Here is a 19,142-nt window from a genome sequence, read left to right on the forward strand (position 1 = left end):
AACCAGTACACGTTAGCGAGATCGAACCGGTTCATCGGCGAGCCTCTCCGCCATGGGACGCCGCCGCCGTCCACAAAGTCTCCGACGACGCGAGGAGTAACTCGTCAGTGGCCTGCCCGTCACGACCGAGCACGTATCTCTCGATCAACTGGTTCCACGCGCAGGAGCGGCACACCTCCACCACGAAGACCTGGAACTCACGCAGCGTCATCGCCAACACGGGCAGCTCAGCGAGTTTCCGGGCCTGCCCGGCGGACTGCTTGAGCTCGTCTCCATAGACGTAGTGCACCAGTGTCAGATTGTCGCGACGGCAGATCGGGCACCGTTCGTCGGTGGGCTCACCGTGGTATGTGGCCGCGTTTCTCAAGTACGGCGACGCATCGCAGACTTCGAGCGCGCCGATCCGACCATTTCGCACGTCACGCAGGACTGCTCGCCTCTGTAGCGAGTAGTCGACGACCTGCCGCTGCGTGCGCATGGCGAGAAGAGTACGCGGTCCCCGCAGCAGCGGCGACTGTCATCACGCAGAGTGGCGTGGCGACTGCGAACCGGTGTTCGGGTTGCGCAGGTTCGGGGCCCGGCCTACCGTGACGATGTATCGAGCCGATACATCGTGACGTTCTGAAGGAGGGTCGAGATGCTTGATCTGGCGATTCTCGGTCTCCTGCAGGAGGCCCCGATGCACGGTTACGAGCTGCGCAAGGAGCTGGCCACCAAGCTCGGCACGCTCCGGGCCGCGATCAGCTACGGGACCTTGTACCCGACTTTGAAGCGGTTGAAGCTCGCCGGCTGGATCAGCGAGGCCGCGGCGAGCAACGACGTCGTCCCCCCGATGACCAGCAAGCGCGGCCGTGTCGTCTACAAGATCACCGCTGAGGGCAAGGAGCGGTTCGCCGAGCTCCTCACCCAGACCGGCCCGGAGACCTACGACGACGCCGGTTTCGGGGTGCACTTCACCTTCTTCTCCCGCACCGACCGCGCCACCCGCCTGCGCATCCTGGAGGGCCGCCGCCGCCGGATCGAGGAGCGCCGGGAGAGCCTGCGCGAGATCCTGACCCGGGTCGGCGACCGTCTCGACGCCTACACCCTCGAGCTGCAGCGCCACGGGCTCGAGGCCTGCGAGCGCGAGGTCCGCTGGTTGGAAGAGCTGATCACCAACGAGCGGTCCGGCCGCGCCCCCGCTTTCCGCAATCGTGCCGGGCTCACCGCCGCGCCCAGCCCCGCGCCCACCGGCGACACACCGCCGGCCGGGACGGCTCCGCCAGAAACACCGCGTCCGCACCAGGACCGGCCGTGATGAACAACAAGGAGGCAAACGCGATGGGCTCCGTCCGCGTCGCCATCGTCGGGGTGGGTAACTGCGCCTCGTCCCTCGTGCAGGGTGTGGAGTACTACCGGGACGCCGACCCCGCTGACCGCGTCCCCGGTCTCATGCACGTGACCTTCGGCGACTACCACGTCTCGGACGTGACGTTCGTCGCGGCGTTCGATGTGGACGCCAAGAAGGTCGGCATGGACCTCAGCGAGGCGATCGTCGCCAGCGAGAACAACACGATCAAGCTGACCGACGTGCCGCCGACCGGCGTCACCGTGCAGCGCGGCCCGACCTTCGACGGTCTCGGCACCTACTACCGCGAGATCATCGAGGAGTCGCCGGTCGAGGCGGTCGACGTGGCGCAGGCCCTGCGTGACGCCGAGGTCGACGTCGTCGTCTCCTACCTGCCGGTGGGCTCGGACGAGGCCGACAAGTTCTACGCGCAGGCCGCGATCGACGCCGGTTGCGCGTTCGTCAACGCCCTGCCGGTGTTCATCGCCTCCGACCCGGTCTGGGCGCAGAAGTTCACCGACGCCGGGCTGCCGATCGTCGGCGACGACATCAAGAGCCAGGTCGGTGCGACGATCGTGCACCGCGCGCTCGCCAAGCTGTTCGAGGACCGCGGAGTCGAGCTGCTGCGCACGTACCAGCTGAACTTCGGCGGCAACATGGACTTCATGAACATGCTGGAGCGCAACCGCCTGGTCTCCAAGAAGATCTCGAAGACCCAGGCCGTGACCAGCCAGATCCCGCACGAGATGATCAAGAGCGACGTGCACATCGGCCCGTCGGACCACGTGCCGTGGCTCGACGACCGCAAGTGGGCCTACATCCGTCTCGAGGGTCGCTCGTTCGGTGACACCCCGCTCAACGCCGAGCTCAAGCTCGAGGTGTGGGACTCGCCGAACTCGGCCGGCGTGATCATCGACGCCCTGCGCGCCGCGAAGATCGCCAAGGACCGCGGCATCGGCGGCCCGATCCTCTCCGCCTCGTCGTACTTCATGAAGTCCCCGCCGGTGCAGTACAACGACCACGACGCGCACGAGTCCGTCGAGGCGTTCATCCGCGGCGACATCGAGCGCTGACCAGCGTGATCTGAGCGCGGCGCCAGCCACGCGGTGAGGCCGGCCCACGGTTGTGGGCCGGCCTCACCTCACCGACACAACCCTGCGGGGGTACGGCCGGAGCACCGTCCCCGGTTCATCGGCGAACGTCGCATCAGCCCCAGAGCCGGGTCAGGGCGACCCGCGCCTCCAGTTCGAGCAGCCGCCGCTTGCGGTCGAGCCCGCCACCGAACCCGACCATCTTGTTGCCGGCGCCCACCACCCGGTGGCACGGCACGATCACCGGGATCGGATTGCGGTTGCACGCCGTCCCCACGGCCCGCGCCGCCCCCGGGTCGCCCAGTGCCGTCGCGATCGCCCCGTACGTGACCATCTCCCCGTACGGAATACCGGCGATCTGTTCCCAGACCGCCCGTTCGAACTCCGACCCGCCCAGCAGCTTCCACGGCACGCTGAACTCGGTGAGCTCACCGGCGAAGTAGGACTCCAGCTGCGCGGCCGCCACATGCTCGGCCACCGGTCCCGGTTTCGCCCCGAACCGCACGCCCACCACGACGTCGCCCTGCACGGCGACCCCCAGCGGCCCGATCGGTGAGGCGACCACGAAGGTTGTCACACAACGATTCTCCCCCGGATGCAAGCTTTCCGATGGATGCGGCGTCTGGCCCGGTGGAGGTGACCGTGAAGCAGTCACTCGAGGACGAGTTCACCGTGTTCGTCGCGGACCGGGGGCAGGCGCTGCTCCGGATCGCGTACGCGCTGACGGGGGACCGTGGCGCGGCCGAGGATCTGGTGCAGGGCGCACTGGCCAAGGCGTACGCCCGATGGCCCCGCATCCACAGCGATGCGGAGGCGTACGTACGACGGATCCTCTACAACGATCGCGCCTCGCTCTGGCGGCGTCCCGGCCGGCGACGGGAGGTGTCGGTGGCCGAGGTGCCGGACCGGGCCGGGCCGGGCGCCCACGACGAGGACGTCACCGAACGGCTGGCCCTGCGGGAGGCACTGCTCGCCCTGCCCGCCCGGCAGCGGGCGGTGCTGGTGATGCGGTACCTGGAGGACCGCTCGGTGGAGGAGACCGCCGAGGCGCTCGGCTGCCGTCCCGGAACGGTGGCGAGCCAGGCGTCCCGGGCCCTGGCCAAGTTGCGTGTGTCGGCCGGTGACCGGATCACCGAGCTGGGAGGAGCCCGATGAGCGAGCTGGAGAACGCCGTGCGCACCACGGTCCGGGATCTCGCCGACGAGGCTCCACCGGCCCACGACCTGGCCGCGGTGGCCCGCACGCGGGGTCGCCGGATCCGGCGTCACCGCCACGCGGCCCTGGGCGCGCTCGCCGTGGTCCTGGTGGCCGCCACCGCCATGCCGTACGCCCTGCTGCGCCGGGACCCGCCCGCCCCGGTGGTGGATCCGGCCCCCGCGGTGTCCCCGGTCCCGTCGGCGAGCGCGGGGGCGCTGCCCGACTTCAGCGGTGACACCCCTTATCAGCTGCCCGGCGGCGCGGTGGTCACCATGCTGACCAAACAGGTGGAGGTACAGGAGGCCGACGGCACCATCGCGCCGGGGGACCCCGGATACGTGGCACTGGACCGGACCACCGGAACATACCGCCAGCTGGACGTCACCGACCCGGACCTGGTACCCGCACCGGACGGCCGGACGTTCGCGGTGATGGGGCTCAGCGGCCGGGTCGACGTCGTGGACGCGTCCGGTGACCGCAAGGCCCGCATCGACACGCGTGGCTCCTTCACGGCCTACTCCGGCCCGCAGTAGTCGCCGGACGGGTCCCGGCTCCTGGTGCCCACCGCGGAGGGTTTCGCGGTCTACACCGTGGCGACGGATGAGGTCCGCGAGTTCGCCGATGCCGACATCGTTCCGGGCTGCCCGGACGTCTGCTTCTTCACCTGGCTGCCGAACGGCCGGGAGGTGGCGGTGCCGCGCAAGGACTCCGACGTGCCGCACGACGAGGCGAAACTCGACCCCATCGAGTCGGCGGTGGTGTACTCCGCCGACACCGGCAAGCGGCTGCGGGCCATCCCGATGACGGGCGTGCCCGCCGGGCCGGGCGCGTGGTCGCCGGACGGGAAGTCGGTGATCACATTGGACCGGGGCGACCATCGGCGGCGGTCCCTGGTCGTGGTCGACGTCGCCACCGGGCGGACCGGGTCCCCGCTGCTGGTCGGCGCGGAGGGCGTCTTCCTGCCGGACGGCCGGATCCTGACCTTCGACGACACGGTGGCCGGCCTCTACGACGCCTCCGGGAACCTGCTGGAGGAGGCGTCGATGCCGCGCGAATTCGACGGGACCGAACTGACCGTGGCCCCGTCCTAGGAGATGTGGCCCTGCTCGCGGGCCCACTTGAAGAGCTCCGCCTCGGCCTCGTCCCGGTCCAGCGGGCCCCGGTCGAGACGGAGCTCCTTGAGGAAACGCCACGCCTGGCCGACGACCGGGCCCGGCGGGACACCGAGCAGTTCCATGATCGCGTTGCCGTCCAGGTCGGGGCGGACCTTGGCCAGGTCCTCCTCGGCCTCGATCCGGGCGATCCGGTCCTCCAGCGCGTCGTAGTCCGCGGCCAGCTGCGCGGCCTTGCGGCGGTTGCGCGTGGTGACGTCGGAACGGGTCAGCTTGTGCAGGCGGGCGAGCAGCGGGCCGGCGTCGGTCACGTACCGCCGCACCGCGGAGTCGGTCCACTCGCCGCGCCCGTACCCGTAGAAACGCAGGTGGAGGGCGACCAGCCCGACCACCTCGGAGATCACGTCCTTGGGGTACTTGAGGGCCTTCATCCGCTGCTTGGTGAGCCGCGCGCCGACCACCTCGTGGTGGTGGAAGCTGACCCGCCCGTCGCGGCCGACGGCCTTGGTGGCCGGTTTGCCGATGTCGTGCATCAGCGAGGCCATCCGCAGGATGAAGTCGGGGCCGCCGTCACCCTCCAGGCGCATCGCGTTCTGCACCACGATCAGGGTGTGCTCGTAGACGTCCTTGTGCTGCGCGTGCTCGTCGATCTCCAGCTTGAGCCCGGAGATCTCCGGCAGGAAGCGGTCGGCGAGGCCGGTGTCGACGAGCAGGCGCAGGCCGGCGATGGGGTCGGCGCCGGACATCAGCTTGGTGAACTCGTCCCGGATCCGCTCCGCGGTGATCCGGTCCAGGTCGGCGCACATCTCCCGCATCGCGGTGACGACCGGCTCGGCCACGGTGAACCCGAGTTTCGCGGCGAACCGGGCGGCCCGCAGCATCCGGAGTGGATCATCGCCGAAGGAGATCTCCGGGGCGGCCGGCGTCCGGATCAGCTGGGCGGTCAGGTCCTGTACGCCGCCGAACGGGTCGGTGAACTCGTGGCCCGGCACCGACACGGCCATCGCGTTGATGGTGAAGTCCCGGCGTTCGAGGTCGTCCAGCAGCGACGTCCCGTAGGAGACCACCGGGTTGCGGGTCACCCCGTCGTAGGCCTCCGCCCGGAACGTGGTGATCTCGATCCGCAGACCGTTCTTCTGGATGCCGATCGTGCCGAACTCGCGGCCGGTCTCCCAGATCGCGTCGGCCCAGCCCCGGACCGCGTCGAGGGTCTGCTCCGGCCGGGCGTCGGTGCAGAAGTCCAGGTCGTCGCCGAGTCTGCCGAGCAGGGCGTCACGCACCGAGCCACCGACCAGGTGCAGTTCGTGGCCGGTCGCGGCGAACCGCTGCCCCAGCTCGTCGGCGAGGGGGGACACGCGGAGCAACTCGGCTACCGCTTTCTGCTGAACCGCATTCAAGACAGACATGGGACTACCAGGTTATCGGGCGCGGGCTCGGTCCGCGGGTGGCGGGTGGGCGTTCTCCACCCTTACCGGGCAGGATGAGCCTGTGCCCGTTTCCGAGGCGCTGCGACGCCTGAGCCTGAACCCCGCCTTCTGGACGGGTGGGCTCGGCGCCAGTGACACCGACGACCTCCCCCGCGACCTTCGCGTCTCGTTCCCCGTCCTGGACGGCTACAGCCTGGCCCTGGACGTGGACCTTGCGACCGGCGAGCAGGCGCTCGGACTGCGCCGGCCGGCTTCCAGCGAGCCGGTGCAGCTGGGCTGGGCGCCGCCCGGCGGGCCGTACCCGGCGTCGCTGCACTGGTGGGAGCTCGAGACCTGCGCGCGGGTGATCGCCCTGGACGATCCGACGCTGCCGCACCCGGGGCTGGTGGTGGCGCTGCTGTCGCCGTTCGCCGCGGCCGCCGCCGAGGACGACGTCGCCACCGTCTCGGCGATGCGGGAGGCGGCGTACCGCTCGCTGCGCCGCCCGGTGCCCCCGCCCGCGCCGAGCGGCCCCGAGCAGGACCCCCTGCCGATCTTCACCGCCGACCACTGGTGGCCGGCACCGGACGCGCCCTCCCCGCAGGTGCTCGACGAGGCGACCATCGCGGAGCTGAGCGCTCCGGTCACGGTGGGTGGTCAGGTCCGGGCCGACAAGCGCTTCCCGCTGGAGGACCTCTCCGACCTGGTCCGGCGAGCGCATCGGCGCCTGCTTCACATCCCCCATCAGGAGTGGTACGCGCAGACGCGGCCCCTGGCCCGTCGAATGGCGGAATCGGGTCACCTGGATGCGGTACCGGACCTGCTCGGGGCGCTCACCGAGGCGGGGTGCGATCACCCGACGGTGCTGGACGCTCTCAGCGAGCCCCTTGTTCCACTGGAGGCATGCTGGATGGTGGAGACCCTGGCCGGGGCCGAGCCCGGAACCCTCCTGCGTCACCACGTGTAACGAGAGGCCCTTATGGTGACTCCTACATCGGCACCGCTCGGGAGGCTCGGGTGAACAGCGGTCTATACCGCAGCACGCATGCGACACCGGACGACACACCGCCGGACCAGACCGGCGTCACGATCATCTCGGTCGACGCCGACCTGCCCGCGGGTGGCGACCAGGCCCTGCCGCCGGAGGAGATCCCGGCCGAGGAGCCCAGCAAGAGCACCGCCGGCCAGAGCATCATCATGGCGATCGGCAGCATGGTCAGCCGGGTCATCGGCTTCGTCCGGAACGCGATGATCGGCATGGCGCTCGGCTCGGCGGTCGGTGACGCGTACACCAGTGCGCAGTTCCTGCCCGGCCAGATCTACGAGCTGCTGCTCGGCGGCATCCTGTCCAGCGTCCTGATCCCGCTGCTGGTGCGCCGGCGCAAGGCCGACGCGGACGGCGGGCAGGCGTTCATCCAGACGCTGCTCACCTTCGCCATGGTGGCGCTGGGCGTGGCGACCGCGCTGGTGGTGGCGGCCGCTCCGCTGGTCACCGCGATCCAGACGGCCGGCACGGCTCCCGAGGCCTACCGCGACCTGGTCACCCAGTTCGCCTACCTGATCCTGCCGATCATCTTCTTCACCGGCCTGTCCGCGCTGATCGGCGCGGTGCTCAACGTGCACGGGCACTTCGCCGCGCCGATGTGGGCGCCCATCCTCAACAACATCGTGCTGATCGCCGCCTGCGGCGTCTTCCTGGTGGTCTTCGGCACCGACACGAAACTCACCGCGGAGAACGTCACCGGTGGCCAGATCGCGCTGATCGGCGGCGCCACCTTCCTCGGCATCGTGGTGCAGACCCTGGGCCTGCTCCCGGCGCTGCGCAAGGTCGGCTTCCGGTGGGGGTTCCGCTGGGCGCCGCGCTCGCTCGGCCTGCGCGAGATCGGCAGCCTGGCCGGCTGGATGCTGCTGTACGTCGCGGCCAACCAGGTCTCGGTCTTCGCCGTGGTCCGGGTGCTCAGCGAGGTGGCCGGCAAGGACAGCGCCAGCGTCCTCGCCTACAACAACGTCTTCCTGCTCACCATGATGGCGCACGGCATCGTGGGGGTCTCGGTGATGACCGCGCTGCTGCCGCAGATGAGCGCCGCCGCCGCCGAGGGCCGGTACGCCGACGTCAGCGCCGACCTGACCCGCGGCATCACCCTGGTGTCCGCCGCGCTGGCCCCGGTCGCCGTCGTCTACGGCGTGCTCGGCAAGCCGATCGCGGTCACCCTGTTCGAGGGTGGCAACTACTCGCACGAGGCGGCGCTGGCCACCGGCACCGTGCTGAGCCTGGCCGCGTTCGCCGTGCTGCCGCTGTCCATCAGTTACCTCTGTACCTATGCGTTCTACGCGCTGCAGGGCAACAAGACCGTCGCGCTGATCAACATTCCGGTGGTGATCGCCCGGATCGTCGCCTACTTCGTGGTCGCCGAACTGGTCGGTGACGCGCTCCTGGCGGCCGGCATGACCGCGGCCAACGCGCTGTCCTACCTCGTCTCCGCGGTGATCTCGCTCGCCGTGCTGCGCCGCCGGATCGGACGTCTCGATCTGGGCGCGGTCGCCGTGTCGCTGATCAAGGTGGCGGTCGCGGCCGGCATCGCGGCGGCTCTGGGTCTGCTGGTGGTCCGGTTCCTGCCCGGTTCCGGGGCTCCGGACGGCCGGATCGAGGCGTTGATCCAGCTGTTCGCCGGCGGCGCCGTGATCCTGATCGCCTATCTCGTGGCGGCCCTGATCCTGCGCGTCCGGGAGATTAGTCAAGTGATCGGAACGGTGCGCCGCAAACTCGGGCGCTGATCCACTTCAGGGCGCCCCTGATCAGGCGTTTCCCTGGCAACTCGGGCGCGATCTGCCCGCTTCGCACGCCTTTTCCCCGGTGCCGCGCCGGGGGGACGACCTGCCGGACCATGGCCTGGTACGGGTATGGTCGGTGTCGGCATGTGCGCGGGAGCACGTCGTCCTGAGCACCCCCATTATTCGACAAGCCAGCATGCACCCCTGAGGGAGGACTGGTGACCCAGGTCGGCGAAGGCCACGAGACCGCGGCCGACGAGGGCGGACCGGTCTTGACCTTCGGTGCGCCCACCGTCGGTGAGATTCTGGCCGAGCGTTACCAGCTGGAAGACCACGTCAACGACGACAGTGCGGGCCGTCAGGTCTGGCGCGGTGTCGATGTGGTCCTCCGGCGGGCGGTCGCCGTCGTGCTGCGATACCCGGGCGGTTCGTCCGCAGCCGAGATGTTGCAGGCCGCGGTCGCCGCGAGCCGTGTGATCCACCCCAATCTGGTCGGTGTCTACGACGCGATCGACGAGGACTCCCGGGCCTACGTGGTCCGTGAGTGGGTCGACGGCGAGTCGCTGCGTGACATGGTCGGCGCCCAGGGCCCGTTGGACCCGTCCCGCGCCGTCGCCATCGCGCACGCCGTCGCCGACGCGCTGACCTCGGTGCACGCCACCGGCATGGTGCACGGCAACGTGCACCCCGGCAGCGTGCTGATCGCCGACGACGGCCGGGTGGTCCTGGCGGACGCCCGCTCCGACGGCACGGACACCACCGAGTCGGACATCCGTTCCGTCGGCGGCATCCTCTACTTCGCGCTCACCGGCCACTGGCCGCACGCCGAGATCGGCAACAAGGCGCTGCAGGACGCCAACCGGGACAGCGCAGGCAACCCGGCCGCCCCGCGGCAGATCCGGGCCGGCATCCCGGCATACCTCGACGATCTGACGATGGACCTGCTGGACCCGCGGGTGGCCGCCCCGGCCGCCGACGCTCTCACCGCCGAGCTGGGCCGTCTGGACGCCGCGTCGGAGGACGAGGAGTTCGAGGACGTCGGCCCGCTGCGCTTCGTGCAGGGTGGCGGCGGCTCCGGCGACTCGGCGAAGAGCGCTCCGAAGATCCTGCTCGGCGTCGGCGCCCTGGTGATCATCGCGATCATCGGCCTGGTCTTCGGCATCCGGGCGATCAGCAACTCGACGAGTTCCCCCGACACCCAGGCCACCGCCCCGGTCGAGGCCGGCGCCGGCGAAGGCGCCGATCCGTCCGGCGCCCCCGCCCCGGTGGCCGAGCCGACCAAGCTCAAGCTCACCGCCGACATGGTCCGCATCGTCGACCCGCCCGACGGCACGCGGGACGACACCGGCAAGGCGAAATACGTCGTCGACGGTGACAAGAACACCGCGTGGGAACTCTCCTGGTACAACAGCCCCAAGTTCGGCAACCTGAAGCCGGGCATGGGTGTCCTGATCAACCTGGGTGAGGCCCGTGCCCTCTCCGAGGTCCGTGTCTCGACCTCCAACCCGGGTGCCGTCATGGACGTCCGCACCGGCACCACCGACCCGGGCGACACGTCCAGCGGCGACGACAAGGTCGTCAAGGACTACAAGAAGCTGGGTGACGGCGACGCCGAGCGCACCGGCAACAACTGGGCGTTCTCCGGCTTCGAACCGGACCAGAAATACCAGTACGTTCTGGTCTTCCTGACCGAGCTGCCGAAGAACGACACCGGCCAGGGCTACCGCACCACGGTCACCGAGATCGAGCTCTACGGCTACTGATCCACGGTCCACGTCGAAGGGCCGGTCTCCTCCAGGGGAGGCCGGCCCTTCGACATGCCCGGGGTTCGGACCTCGTCGGTGGCACCGTCCCCCGCCTGGTTCATCGGTCACGGTGTGCACGACCGTGGTGACGACGGGAGCCGGTTCGTGGCATACATTGCTGGGGTGAATTCCCGGGACGGGTCAGCCGGGCCTCCCGGCGCGGACGGGTCCGCGCCGAGCGACGCCGCGCTGATGCACGCCCACGTGGCGGGTGATCCGCAGGCGTTCGGCGAGCTGGTCCGCCGGCACCGCGACCGGCTGTGGGCCGTCGCCGTCCGGACGCTCGGCGACCGTGAGGAGGCCGCCGACGCGGTCCAGGACGCCCTGCTGAACGCACATCGCAACGCCGGCAGGTTCCGCGGCGATGCGGCCGTGACGACCTGGCTGCACCGGATCGTGGTCAACGCCTGCCTGGACCGGGTCCGCAAACGGCAGGCGCACCCGACCGTCCCGCTGCCCGGGGAGCATCGTGACGACGACCGGCCGTCCGGCCGCGAGCCGGTGGCGCCCGCGCCCGACCAGGACACCGTCCTGGTGGTGCGGGAGGCCCTGGCCGCGCTGCCGTCCGACCAGCGGGCCGCGATCGTGCTGGTGGACGTGCAGGGCTACTCGGTCGCCGAGGCTGCCGTGATCCTCGAGGTCGCCGAGGGCACCGTGAAGAGCCGGTGTGCGCGGGGCCGGGCCCGGATGGCGCAGTCGCTGGGCTACCTGCGCGGGAAGCCCCGGGACGGCGGGGTGGCCGAGGACACGCCGGCGCGGGGGAACCGTACGGGCGGCGGGACCGTCCCATCCAGGTCGGCGTCGGTGACACCGCTGCCGACCGGACGTGATCGGAGGGACCAGTGACCGGCGCCGAGTTCGAGGGGGTCGACTTCGACCTGCTCGCCGACTACGTCGGTGGCGCCCTGGACGGCACCCCGGACGAGGACCGGGTGGCCGCGCTGGTCGCCGGCGACCCGGCGTGGCGGGAGGCGCACGAGCTGCTGGCGCCCGGGATGGCCGCGGTCGGCGCCGCCCTGGGTGGGCTGGATCCGGAGCCGATGCCCGGCGATGTCGCCGCCCGGCTGGACGCGCTCTTCGCCACGCCCGCCGCACCTCCCGTGGAGGACCTGGGGGACGGGGCTTCCCGCGTACCCACCAAGGTTCTGGATCTTGAGGAACACCGGCGCCGTCGCCGTCCGCGCCGGCTCGCGCCCCTCGGGGTGGCCGCCGGTGTGCTGGCCCTGGCCGGTGCCGCGATGAGCTGGCTGCCCGGGGTGTCTCTGGACGACGCATCCGATTCCGGGTCGGCTGATTCCGAGGCTGCCGGCGCCGCCGGTGAGGTCTACGCCCAGTCCGGCCCGGCACTCGCCGCGGCACCGCCGGCCGAGCGGATCGCGCGCAGCGGCACCGACTACACCGCCGAGACCCTCACCCAGAGCCCGGCGCTCGGTGCCCCGGCCGCCACCGCCAGCGACCAACCACGCATCAGTGCGCAGAACGAGCCGTCGACCGACCTGGCCCTGCTGCTCGACTGCCTGGCCGCGATCGCGCGGGAGAACGGCGGTGCGCCGCTCGACGTGCAGTCCGTCGACTACGCGCGCTACCAGGGCGCCCCCGCCACGATCGTCCGGTTCAGCGCGGCGAACGGCACCTGGGTGTGGGCGGTCGGTCCCCGGTGCGGCACGCCCGATGGCGGCGCCGACGCCCTGGAGCAACTCCCGGTACGCTGACCAGCACCCCCACGTGAGGCCGGACACGAACCGGACCCGGGGGAATGGTGAATGCCTAGCATGACGTTCTAGCGTGCAGTGTCGTCCACGTTTCGGGGCGGCGAAAACAGACTGAGGAGTCGGCAGTGGACGAGGTCCGCAATCTGATCATCATCGGTTCGGGGCCGTCCGGCTACACCGCTGCGCTGTATGCGGCCCGGGCCAACCTCAAGCCTCTCGTGATCGAGGGTGTGCAGTCCGGTGGTGCGCTGATGACCACCACCGAGGTGGAGAACTTCCCCGGTCACCGCGACGGGATCATGGGTCCCGAGCTGATGGACAACATGCGCGCCCAGGCGGAGAAGTTCGGGGCGGAGTTCCTGACCGACGACGTCACCCGGGTCGAGCTGACCGACAAGCCGACCGAGGCCGGCACCGAGGGCCTCAAGACGGTCTGGGTGGGCGAGCAGCAGTTCTTCGCCCGCGCGGTGATCCTGGCGACCGGTTCCGCGTGGCGTCCGATCGGCGTGCCCGGCGAGCAGGAACTACTCGGCCGCGGTGTCTCGTCCTGCGCGACCTGTGACGGTTTCTTCTTCAAGAACCAGCACATCGTCGTGGTCGGCGGCGGTGACTCGGCGATGGAGGAGGCCACCTTCCTGACCCGCTTCGCCGAGACGGTGACCATCGTGCACCGCCGGGACAGCTTCCGGGCCAGCAAGGTCATGCAGAAGCGCGCCCTGGACAACGACAAGATCAAGGTCGAGTGGAACTCCACGGTCGAGGAGATCCTCGGCGAGGACGGCAAGGTCGGCGGCGCCCGGCTGAAGAACGTGCTGACCGGTGAGACCAAGGTCCTGGACGTCACCGGCGTCTTCGTGGCGATCGGCCACGACCCGCGCAGCGAGCTCTTCAAGGGCCAGGTCGAACTGGACGACGAGGGCTACGTGAAGGTGGACTCGCCCAGCACCCGCACCAACGTCTCCGGTGTCTTCGCCGCCGGTGACCTGGTCGACCACACCTACCGGCAGGCCATCACCGCGTCCGGCACCGGCTGCGCCGCGGCACTGGACGCCGAGCGCTTCATCGCTTCATTCGTCGAGCTGTAAAGAAAGACCTGGAGGGTCCTCGTGGGAGCAACCAAGGTGGTCACCGACGCCACTTTCGCCAGCGACGTGCTGGAGTCCGACAAGACGGTGCTGGTGGATTTCTGGGCCGAGTGGTGCGTGCCTTGCAAGAAGGTCGACCCGCTGCTCGCCGAGATCGCCGCCGAGCTGGGCGACAAGGTGGAGATCGTCAAGGTCAACATCGACGAGAACCCGCAGACCACCCTGGCCTACCAGGTCATGTCGGTCCCCACCCTGACGATCTTCAAGGGCGGCGAGCGGGTCAACTCGATCACCGGCGCCAAGCCGAAGAGCTTCCTGGTCAACTTCATCGAGTCCGCGCTCTGACGTCCCTTTGCACGCCCCGCGTCCGTTCTCGGACGCGGGGCGTACGCTTCCCAAGGTCGTCCTTTCTCGCCCCCTAGGGAGTCCTGAGTGCGGTCCATCCGACGCGGCGAAACCGGCCCCGCCGTTTCCGAGATCCGATCGATCCTGGTCGGTCTGGAATTGCTCGGTTCGGCCGAGCCGGACGTCTTCGACGAGGCGCTGGAGTCCGCGGTCCGCGCCTTCCAGCAGGACCGGGGACTCGGCATCGACGGCATGGTCGGCGACGAGACGTGGCGCGCGCTGGACGCGGCCCGGTGGCGGCTCGGTTCCCGCACGCTGTTCCACTCGGTGCCCGACCCGCTGGTCGGCGAGGACGTCCGCGCCCTGCAGGAACGCATGCTGGAGATGGGCTACGACACCGGTCGCCCGGACGCCGTCTACGGCACCCGCACCGCCCGGGCCGTGGCGCAGTTCCAGCGCGAGGTGGGCCTGTCCACCGACGGTTCCTGCGGTCCGCAGACGATGAAGGCGTTGCGCCGCCTCGGTCGCAAGGTCGTCGGCGGGCGCCCGCAGTGGCTGCGCGAGGCCGAGGCGTTCCGCCAGTCCGGCCCCAACCTGGTGGGCAAGACCATCGTGATCGATCCCGGACACGGCGGCGGCACGGACACCGGCGTCGTGGTGCCTGACGGCCCGCTGCGCTGGACCGAGGCGGACCTGGTGTTCGACCTGGCCTCCCGGCTGGAGGGCCGGCTCTCCGCGGCCGGCATGCGGGTGCACCTGACCCGCGGGCCGTCGCCCGCCAAGCCGATGACCGGTGTCGAGCGGGCCGCGCTGGCCAACAGCCTCGGTGCCGACCTGCTGATCTCGCTGCACCTGGACGGGCACGCCACCGAGGCCGCCGAGGGTGTGGCCACCTACCACTACGGCACCGGCACCGGCCTGAGTTCCACGGTCGGCGAGCGCCTGGCCAACCTGGTGCAGCGCGAGATCGTGGTGCGCACCGGCATGCACGACTGCCGCACCCACGCGAAGAGCTGGGACCTGCTGCGTCTCACCCGGATGCCCACGGTCCGCGTCGACCTGGGCTACCTCACCTCGCCGGTCGACCGGGAACGGCTGATCGACCCGCTGTGCCGGGAACAGATCGTCGAGGCGATCCTGGCCGCGGTCCAGCGGATGTATTTCCCGGTGGAGCGGGACGTCCCCACCGGTTCGATCGACGTGCGCCAGCTGCGGATGGCGCTCAGTTCTCGGCCGAGCTCGTAGCGGGAATCGGGCGGAGGAGCTTCTCCGGGCTCATCGAACCGAGGAGCTTCTCCAGCGCGTACTCCACGTCCGACTTCCAGGACAGCGCGGTCCGCAGCTCGAGCCGCAGCCGCGGGTAACGCGGGTGCGGCCGGATGGTCTTGAACCCGACCGACAGGAAGAAGTCGACCGGCACCAGGCAGGCGCCCTGCCGCTCGTCCTCCTCGTCGATCTCGCCGGCCTTCGCGTCGCCGAACGCCTCGATCGCCTTGACGCCCCGCTTGGTCAGGTCACGGGCGACACCCTGCACCAGCATCCGGCCCAGCCCACCACCGGCGAACTCGGGCACGATCTTGGCGGTGGTCAGCAGGGCCGCGTCGGCGCTGACCGGTGAGGTCGGGAAGGCCATCGACCGGGGGACGTAGGCGGGTGGCGCGAACATCACGTAACCCGCCGGCATGCCGTCGACGTAGGCCAGCTTGCCGCAGGACCCCCACTCCAGCAGGGTCTGCGAAACCCAGGCCTCTTTCTCCAGACCGGGGTCACCCGTCGCGCAGGCCCGCTCGGCGGAGACCGGATCGAGCTCCCAGTGCACGCACTGACGGCACGGCCGGGGAAGATCTTCGAGTGTGTCGAGGGTCAGGTTGACCAGGCGTCGCGACATCGGCGGCCCCCATGAGGATCAGTTCATGAAGCACGATCAGCCGCGCTCCGGGCGAATCCTACGCCGGAATCGCCATGAACGGGAGCAGGTCGGGCAACCCTGGCCGTGAGACGCCGGGGTCGAAACCCGGTGTCGGCGTTTACTATCGGGAGCGTCTCAACCACCGATTTCACCGAGGTGAGAGCCGCATGACCGGCACCACACAGGACGACTACACCGATCGGTACGCGCGACGCGTCCGAGGGATGACCACGTCCGAGATCCGCGCCCTCTTCTCCGTCGCCAGCCGCCCCGAGGTGGTCTCGCTGGCCGGCGGCTCGCCCTACATCGCCGCCCTCCCCCTCGACGCGGTCGGCGAGATGCTCAACAACCTGGGTGCGGTGCACGGTGCGACCGCGCTGCAGTACGGCACCGGTCAGGGCAACGTCGAGCTGCGGGAACGCATCTGTGAGGTGATGGCCCTGTCCGGCATCACCAACGCCTCCCCGGACGACGTGGTCGTCACCGTCGGCGGACAGCAGGCCCTCGACCTCATCGCACGACTGTTCCTGGACCCGGGTGACGTGGTGCTCGCCGAGGGGCCGACCTACGTCGGCGCACTCGGCGTCCTCCAGGCTGCCCAGGCACAGGTGCGGCACGTCGCGATGGATGCCGACGGCCTGATCCCGGAGGCACTCGAGGAGGCGATCGCCGACGCGGCCAGAACCGGCCGACCGGCGAAGTTCCTCTACACGATCCCGACCTTCCAGAACCCGGCCGGTGTCACCCTCTCGGAGGAACGCCGGGAGCGGATCCTCGACATCTGCGAGCAGGCCGGTCTCCTGGTGATCGAGGACGACCCGTACGGGATGCTGTCCTTCGAGGGCGACGCCCCGCGCCCGTTGCGGGCCCGCCGCCGCGACGGCGTGTTCTACCTCAGCACGTTCTCCAAGACCTTCGCACCGGGCCTGCGGATCGGATGGATCCTCGCGCCGCACGCGGTCCGGGAGAAGCTGGTCATGATGAGCGAGGCCAACGTCCTCTGCCCGAACCCGTTCGGGCAGGCCGCCGTCACGCAATATTTGACGACCATGCCGTGGCGTCAACAGATCAAGGTCTACCGGGAGATCTACCGGGAGCGCCGTGACGCCCTGCTGGACGCCCTCGACGACCTGATGCCGGACGGTTCCACGTGGACCCGGCCCGACGGCGGCCTGTTCGTCTGGGTCACCCTGCCCGACGGGCTCGACTCCAAGGCGATGATGCCCCGGGCCATCGCCGCCCGGGTGGCGTACGTGCCGGGCACCGGTTTCTACGCCGACGGCACCGGCCACGCCAACATGCGCCTCAACTTCAGCTTCTCCGCACCCGAACGGCTGCGCGAGGGCGTACGCCGGCTGTCCGGTGTGATGGAGCAGGAGCTGGCGATGCGGGCCATCTTCGGCGGGGCCGCCGCCCTGCAGCCGCACCGTCGTCGCGGCCCGGCCGCCGCCGACGTGCCCGGCCCCGACTTGGCATGATCACTGCCATGGGTCTGCGTGACGATGTACGCGTTCTGGTTCTGGCCGGCGGTCTCTCCTACGAACGTGAGGTGTCACTGAAGTCCGGGCGCAGGGTGCTCGACGCCCTGCGCGCGACCGGCCTCAGCGCCGACCTGCACGAGGCGGACATCTCGCTGCTGCCGACGTTGCAGGCCGACCCGCCCGACGCGGTGGTGATCGCGTTGCACGGCGCCAACGGCGAGGACGGCACCCTGCGCGGGGTGCTCGACCTCTACGACATTCCCTACGTGGGCGCCGACGCACAGACCGCCCGCCGCATCTGGGACAAGCCGTCGGCCAAGTCGCTGCTGCGCGAAGCCGGCATCCGCACCCCCGACTGGATGGCGCTGCCCCACGACCGCCTCTCCGAACTGGGTGCGGCAGCCGTCCTCGACCGTCTCGTCGACCGCCTCGGCCTCCCCCTGATGATCAAGCCGGCGCGCGGCGGTTCCGGTTTCGGCGCCGCGGTGGTCCGGGAAGCGGCCGAGTTGCCGGCCGCACTGATGAGCTGTTTCGCCTACGACTCGACCGCCCTGGTCGAGCAGTTCGTGACCGGCGCCAACGTCGCCGTCTCGATCATCGACCTGGGCACCGGCCCGGAGACCCTGCCGATCGTGGAGATCGTTCCGCACGACGGGGTCTACGACTACGCGGCCCGCTACACGGCGGGCCGCACCACCTGGCACGTGCCGGCCCGCCTCGACACGGCGATGACGGCGAAGGTGGCGGAGACCGCACTGGCGGCCTACAAGACCCTCGGCATGCGGGACTTCTCCCGCATCGACGTGATCGTCGACGAGAACGGCGAACCCCACGTGATCGACTGCAGCGTCTCACCCGGCCTCACCGAGACGTCGCTGCTGCCGCTCGCCGTCCAAGCCGCGGGGGTCGACCTGGGCGCGGTGATGAGCGCTCTGGTGGAACGGGCGGTCGCCCGCAAGGCACCCTGATCTCGCTGCCCCACAAGCTCTGAGGGAGGGCCCGGCGCCGATGCCGTTCCCTCCCTTCTTCTTGTACGAGCCACACCTCATTCAAAAGCCACTACGCCTCCCCGGGTGGCCCTCGGCGATTCGGCCGTTCTCCCCTGAGCCACCCGTCCGCCGCCGGGCACCGTCCCCCAGAGGTAGGGCGGAGACCGTGGAACCGACCGACGACCAACCGTCCTTCGGGAGAAGACCGAGCCTGACGAGCGACCGGATCCGCCCGGCATGAAGAGGTAGACCGGGACAGCCGGCGAGGTGGTCGAACGACAGACAGCTTCGCCGCGGCCGCCGTTACCCGTCTCCGATCGGTAGCCGTCGCGGACCCGGAACACGACGGTTGTACGCCCGCATGTGAAGCCCTGCCCCAGTCATGTGGCGAAGTCGGGCTCGGACCCTTGACCGCCGAGACTCCGAACAGCCGGAGCCCAACACCGCGGCAGCTTCAGACGACAGGCTCCTCAAATCGCGGCGTCCCCACTCGGCCGTCACCCAGCCGCCAGAGTCCCCAAGCCGAGTCGCCCCCACTCGGCCGTCACCCAGCCGCCGAAGTCCTCAAGCCGAGTCGCCCCCGATGGCAGCGTCCCCGGCCGGGCACGGCACGGGCGTCCCCTCGCCGGTCCAGCCGACTCCGGGAACCGCGCCCCAGCTGTCGATCACGGCACCGCCCTCCTACACCGACCGGATACCGGGAACCTGACCGACGGCGCCCCACACCTCATCGTGCCCGGCATGCACGGTCAGGAGCATGCGAGGTGCTTGCTTCGACGCGTCATCAGCTCCCCGGGACAGCGCAACCCGGGCGGCCGTCGGTCACGGCCGTCGGTCACGGCCGTCGGTCACGGCCGTCGGTCACGGCCGTCGGTCACGGCCGTCGGTCACGGCCGTCGGTCACGGCCGTC

General features: G+C 70.4%; 19 protein-coding genes. 15 read left to right on the forward strand and 4 right to left on the reverse strand.

What is annotated here, in order from left to right; genetic code table 11:
* Positions 1-31: 31 nt before the first annotated feature.
* Positions 32-478 carry a DUF5318 domain-containing protein gene (locus tag WH85_RS33055; protein WP_045746003.1) on the reverse strand — a complete coding sequence of 149 codons (447 nt, stop codon included), beginning with the start codon at positions 476-478 and terminating at the stop codon, positions 32-34.
* 159 nt (positions 479-637) lie between these two features.
* Between WH85_RS33055 and WH85_RS33060 the strand changes: the two genes are divergently transcribed.
* Positions 638-1,297 carry a PadR family transcriptional regulator gene (locus WH85_RS33060; RefSeq protein ID WP_045746004.1) on the forward strand — a complete coding sequence of 220 codons (660 nt, stop codon included), beginning with the start codon at positions 638-640 and terminating at the stop codon, positions 1,295-1,297.
* A gap of 23 nt (positions 1,298-1,320) precedes the next feature.
* Entirely contained in the window at positions 1,321-2,400 is a 1,080-nt protein-coding gene (locus tag WH85_RS33065; protein ID WP_045746005.1) for an inositol-3-phosphate synthase, read from the forward strand.
* Between the two features lie 133 nt (positions 2,401-2,533).
* On the opposite strand, the gene WH85_RS33070 is transcribed toward WH85_RS33065, so the two are convergent.
* Positions 2,534-2,995 (reverse strand): methylated-DNA--[protein]-cysteine S-methyltransferase, encoded by a 462-nt coding sequence (locus WH85_RS33070; protein WP_045746006.1) that lies wholly within the window; start codon positions 2,993-2,995, stop codon positions 2,534-2,536.
* A 32-nt stretch (positions 2,996-3,027) separates the two neighbouring features.
* Here WH85_RS33070 and WH85_RS33075 point away from each other — a divergent pair, with 32 nt between their 5' ends.
* The 3 genes from WH85_RS33075 to WH85_RS33085 are packed head-to-tail and all read left to right on the forward strand — an operon-like array spanning position 3,028 to position 4,706.
* Positions 3,028-3,573 (forward strand): SigE family RNA polymerase sigma factor, encoded by a 546-nt coding sequence (locus tag WH85_RS33075; protein ID WP_425394678.1) that lies wholly within the window; start codon positions 3,028-3,030, stop codon positions 3,571-3,573.
* Entirely contained in the window at positions 3,570-4,148 is a 579-nt protein-coding gene (locus WH85_RS33080) for a hypothetical protein (RefSeq protein ID WP_045746007.1), read from the forward strand. Before WH85_RS33075 ends, WH85_RS33080 begins: the two co-directional genes overlap by 4 nt.
* Positions 4,149-4,172: 24 nt before the next feature.
* The gene (locus WH85_RS33085; RefSeq protein WP_045746008.1) at positions 4,173-4,706 is read left to right on the forward strand and encodes a TolB-like translocation protein; all 534 of its coding nucleotides are present in this window, start codon (positions 4,173-4,175) and stop codon (positions 4,704-4,706) included.
* Here WH85_RS33085 and WH85_RS33090 read toward each other — a convergent pair.
* A complete protein-coding gene (locus tag WH85_RS33090; RefSeq protein WP_045746009.1) occupies positions 4,703-6,133 on the reverse strand; it encodes a CCA tRNA nucleotidyltransferase in 1,431 nt (476 codons plus the stop codon). The two genes, WH85_RS33085 and WH85_RS33090, sit on opposite strands and share 4 nt — an antisense overlap.
* An 82-nt stretch (positions 6,134-6,215) precedes the next feature.
* Between WH85_RS33090 and WH85_RS33095 the strand changes: the two genes are divergently transcribed.
* From WH85_RS33095 to WH85_RS33130, 8 genes are all read left to right on the forward strand, one after another.
* The gene (locus tag WH85_RS33095) at positions 6,216-7,100 is read left to right on the forward strand and encodes a hypothetical protein (protein WP_045746010.1); all 885 of its coding nucleotides are present in this window, start codon (positions 6,216-6,218) and stop codon (positions 7,098-7,100) included.
* 50 nt (positions 7,101-7,150) lie between these two features.
* Entirely contained in the window at positions 7,151-8,908 is a 1,758-nt protein-coding gene (gene murJ / locus WH85_RS33100) for a murein biosynthesis integral membrane protein MurJ (protein WP_045746011.1), read from the forward strand.
* 215 nt (positions 8,909-9,123) lie between these two features.
* Positions 9,124-10,668, forward strand: coding sequence for a protein kinase family protein (locus tag WH85_RS33105; protein ID WP_045746012.1), 1,545 nt, complete (start codon positions 9,124-9,126; stop codon positions 10,666-10,668).
* A gap of 234 nt (positions 10,669-10,902) precedes the next feature.
* On the forward strand, positions 10,903-11,556 hold the full coding sequence (sigM, locus tag WH85_RS33110; RefSeq protein WP_045746026.1) for an RNA polymerase sigma factor SigM: 654 nt from the start codon (positions 10,903-10,905) through the stop codon (positions 11,554-11,556).
* The gene (locus WH85_RS33115; RefSeq protein ID WP_045746013.1) at positions 11,553-12,422 is read left to right on the forward strand and encodes a hypothetical protein; all 870 of its coding nucleotides are present in this window, start codon (positions 11,553-11,555) and stop codon (positions 12,420-12,422) included. Before sigM ends, WH85_RS33115 begins: the two co-directional genes overlap by 4 nt.
* A gap of 125 nt (positions 12,423-12,547) precedes the next feature.
* Positions 12,548-13,507, forward strand: a complete 960-nt coding sequence (gene trxB / locus WH85_RS33120) for a thioredoxin-disulfide reductase (RefSeq protein WP_045746014.1) — start codon at positions 12,548-12,550, stop codon at positions 13,505-13,507.
* A gap of 21 nt (positions 13,508-13,528) precedes the next feature.
* Entirely contained in the window at positions 13,529-13,852 is a 324-nt protein-coding gene (gene trxA, locus WH85_RS33125) for a thioredoxin (protein WP_045746015.1), read from the forward strand.
* Positions 13,853-13,939: 87 nt separating this feature from the next.
* A complete protein-coding gene (locus WH85_RS33130; protein ID WP_045746016.1) occupies positions 13,940-15,097 on the forward strand; it encodes an N-acetylmuramoyl-L-alanine amidase in 1,158 nt (385 codons plus the stop codon).
* Here WH85_RS33130 and WH85_RS33135 read toward each other — a convergent pair.
* Positions 15,075-15,740, reverse strand: a complete 666-nt coding sequence (locus WH85_RS33135; protein WP_045746017.1) for a hypothetical protein — start codon at positions 15,738-15,740, stop codon at positions 15,075-15,077. The genes WH85_RS33130 and WH85_RS33135 overlap by 23 nt on opposite strands.
* A gap of 188 nt (positions 15,741-15,928) precedes the next feature.
* On the opposite strand from WH85_RS33135, the gene WH85_RS33140 reads away from it, so the two are divergent.
* Together WH85_RS33140 and WH85_RS33145 are read left to right on the forward strand one after the other, a co-directional pair.
* On the forward strand, positions 15,929-17,239 hold the full coding sequence (locus WH85_RS33140; protein WP_045746018.1) for an aminotransferase-like domain-containing protein: 1,311 nt from the start codon (positions 15,929-15,931) through the stop codon (positions 17,237-17,239).
* Positions 17,236-18,210 carry a D-alanine--D-alanine ligase family protein gene (locus WH85_RS33145; RefSeq protein ID WP_045746019.1) on the forward strand — a complete coding sequence of 325 codons (975 nt, stop codon included), beginning with the start codon at positions 17,236-17,238 and terminating at the stop codon, positions 18,208-18,210. The genes WH85_RS33140 and WH85_RS33145 overlap by 4 nt, the downstream gene beginning before the upstream one ends.
* Positions 18,211-19,142: the final 932 nt, after the last annotated feature.

Origin of the sequence: Actinoplanes rectilineatus, from assembly GCF_000962825.1 — a bacterium.
Taxonomy (GTDB): Bacteria; Actinomycetota; Actinomycetes; order Mycobacteriales; family Micromonosporaceae; genus Actinoplanes; species Actinoplanes rectilineatus.